This is a genomic window from Sphingomonas chlorellae, assembly GCF_056485145.1.
Window position 1 is genome coordinate 1 of the sequence record NZ_JBQXXM010000008.1, and the last position, 3,305, is coordinate 3,305.

The window sequence follows — 3,305 nt, forward strand, 5'->3', positions numbered from 1 at the left end:
TGTGTGTGCTTGGTTGCGGGGGCAGGATTTGAACCTGCGGCCTTCAGGTTATGAGCCTGACGAGCTACCGGGCTGCTCCACCCCGCGCCGAGCGGTGTTGTGAATGGGTTTTTGTTTTGCACACGAGCTTCAATGCCTGGCGGCGACCTACTCTTCCATCGCTTGGGCGATAGTACCATCGGCGCTGTCTGGTTTCACGTCCGAGTTCGGGATGGGATCGGGTGGGTCACAGACGCTATGGCCACCAAGCAATGAAGCCGGTGTGCAAAGGGGATCAAATCGATGACAAGCTGTTGCGTTTCATCCGGTCAACGCAGCCCAGGGCTGTCGTTGATGGTGGGACTCTCCGGTACCTACAAAAGGGTTACTTTTGCAGGGAACCGTTCAAGCGCGAATAGGACAATTAGGACCGGTTAGCTCCATACGTTACCGTACTTCCACATCCGGCCTATCAAGGTCGTGGTCTTCGACCGTCCTAAGATATCTTATCTTGAGGGAGGCTTCCCGCTTAGATGCTTTCAGCGGTTATCCCGTCCGTGCATAGCTACCCTGCTGCGCCGTTGGCACGACGACAGGTACACCAGAGGCACGTTCACCCCGGTCCTCTCGTACTAGGGGCAACTCCTCTCAAATATCGACGCCCACGGCAGATAGGGACCAAACTGTCTCGCGACGTTCTGAACCCAGCTCACGTACCACTTTAATTGGCGAACAGCCAAACCCTTGGGACCTGCTCCAGCCCCAGGATGTGATGAGCCGACATCGAGGTGCCAAACAACCCCGTCGATATGAGCTCTTGGGGGTTATCAGCCTGTTATCCCCGGCGTACCTTTTATCCGTTGAGCGATGGCCCTTCCACGAGGGACCACCGGATCACTATGACCGACTTTCGTCTCTGCTCGACTTGTCAGTCTCGCAGTCAGGCTGGCTTATGCCATTGCACTCTAACAGCCGGTTTCCAACCGGCCTGAGCCAACCTTCGCGCGCCTCCGTTACTCTTTGGGAGGCGACCGCCCCAGTCAAACTACCCGCCACAGAGGGTCCCTGTACCGGATGACGGTACGAGGTTAGACAGTAAAGAACAACAGGGTGGTATTTCACTTGGTGGCTCCACACCAGCTGGCGCCGATGCTTCAAAGCCTCCCACCTATTCTACACAGTTGTTCTCCACTGCCACTCTGAAGCTGCAGTAAAGGTGCACGGGGTCTTTCCGTCTAACCGCGGGTACTCCGCATCTTCACGGAGAATTCAATTTCGCTGAGCATGTCCTGGAGACAGTGGGGAAGTCGTTACGCCATTCGTGCAGGTCGGAACTTACCCGACAAGGAATTTCGCTACCTTAGGACCGTTATAGTTACGGCCGCCGTTTACCGGGGCTTCAATTCGGAGCTTGCACCCCTCCTCTTAACCTTCCGGCACCGGGCAGGCGTCAGACCCTATACGTCGTCTTGAAGCCGACTTAGCAGAGCCCTGTGTTTTTGCTAAACAGTCGCTACCCCCTGGCCTGTGCCCCCTACAAATGCTTGCGCATAGGTAGGGCCTCCTTCTTCCGAAGGTACGGAGGCAATTTGCCGAGTTCCTTCAGGACACTTCTCTCAAGCGCCTTGGTATACTCTACCTGACCACCTGTGTCGGTTTCGGGTACGGTCTATACGGTGGGGCTATTTCCCGGGACCGCTTCGAAGCCAGACCAATCCGATAAGGTCTGACAACTTACGCAATCCGTCACACACCACCAGGCCCACGAATATTAACGTGGTTCCCATCGACTACCCCCTTCGGGCTCGTCTTAGGGGCCGGCTCACCCTGCGCGGATTAGCCTTGCGCAGGAACCCTTGGTCTTTCGGCGAGAGGGCATCTCACCCTCTTTATCGCTACTCATGTCAGCATTCGCACTTCCGATACCTCCACGGTCGGTTACCCTTCCGCTTCGCAGGCTTACGGAACGCTCCGCTACCGCGTGATCGCAAACGATCACACCCTAAGCTTCGGTGCACGTCTTGAGCCCCGTTACATCTTCGCCGCAGGAACCCTTGTTTAGACCAGTGAGCTGTTACGCTTTCTTTAAAGGATGGCTGCTTCTAAGCCAACCTCCTGGTTGTTTTGGGATTCCCACATGCTTTCCCACTTAGACGTGACTTGGGGACCTTAGCTGTAGGTCAGGGCTGTTTCCCTCTTGACGACGGACCTTAGCACCCGCCGTCTGTCTCCCGGATATCACTCCTAGGTATTCGGAGTTTGGTTAGTATTGGTAGGTCTCGCGACCCCCGCAACCATCCAGTGCTCTACCCCCTAGGGTGTTCATCCGAGGCACTACCTCAATAGTTTTCGCGGAGAACCAGCTATTTCCCGGCTTGATTGGCCTTTCACCCCTAAGCACAACTCATCCGGTAACTTTTCAACGTTAATCGGTTCGGACCTCCAGTGCGTGTTACCGCACCTTCATCCTGGTCATGCATAGATCGCCGGGTTTCGGGTCTAATACATCGAACTCAGTCGCCCTATTCAGACTCGCTTTCGCTGCGCCTACACCTATCGGCTTAAGCTTGCTCGATACATTAAGTCACTGACCCATTATGCAAGAGGTACGCGGTCACCCCTTAAAGAGGCTCCCACTGCTTGTAGGCATTCGGTTTCAGGTACTGTTTCACTCCCCTCATCGGGGTGCTTTTCACCTTTCCCTCACGGTACTAGTTCGCTATCGGTCATGTACGAGTATTTAGGCTTGGAGGGTGGTCCCCCCATGTTCAGACAGGATTACACGTGTCCCGCCCTACTCGAGTCCTTCAACATCACTTTCGCATACGGGGCTGTCACCCGCTACGGCTCATCTTTCCAGATGATTCTGCTAGTTGAATTGAAGGCACTGGCCTGGTCCGCGTTCGCTCGCCACTACTTACGGAATCTCGGTTGATGTCTTTTCCTCCGGGTACTGAGATGTTTCAGTTCTCCGGGTTCGCTTCACCAAAGCTATGTATTCACTCCGGTGATACCTTGCCCCAATTAACTCAGGCATCTGATCGCTCAGACGCTGAATTAATTGGTGAAGGTGGGTTTCCCCATTCGGAAATCGTCGGGTCAAAGGTTGCTCACACCTCACCGACGCTTATCGCAGCGTGCCACGTCCTTCATCGCCTGTACATGCCAAGGCATCCACCAAATGCCCTTACCTCACGCTTGAGAGTCCACACCACCAACGACAACGCTGGGCGTTCCTTGCGGAACACCAACTCGGCAGAGCAGCGTGTCGCAGTATCTTGGCGTGGATGAAAATCTCAGCCTGTAATGCAACGTCGTCCGTTCCC

The 3,305-nt window shown here is 55.0% G+C and carries 1 tRNA gene and 2 rRNA genes; all 3 read right to left on the bottom strand.

The features are described 5' to 3' along the window. Window positions 1-10 precede the first annotated feature (10 nt). Window positions 11-87 (bottom strand) — tRNA-Met (locus tag ACT3CF_RS16810). Between the two features lie 47 nt (window positions 88-134). Next, window positions 135-249 (bottom strand): 5S ribosomal RNA (gene rrf, locus ACT3CF_RS16815). Between the two features lie 134 nt (window positions 250-383). Further along, window positions 384-3,180, bottom strand: a 23S ribosomal RNA gene (locus ACT3CF_RS16820). Between the last annotated feature and the right edge of the window lie 125 nt (window positions 3,181-3,305).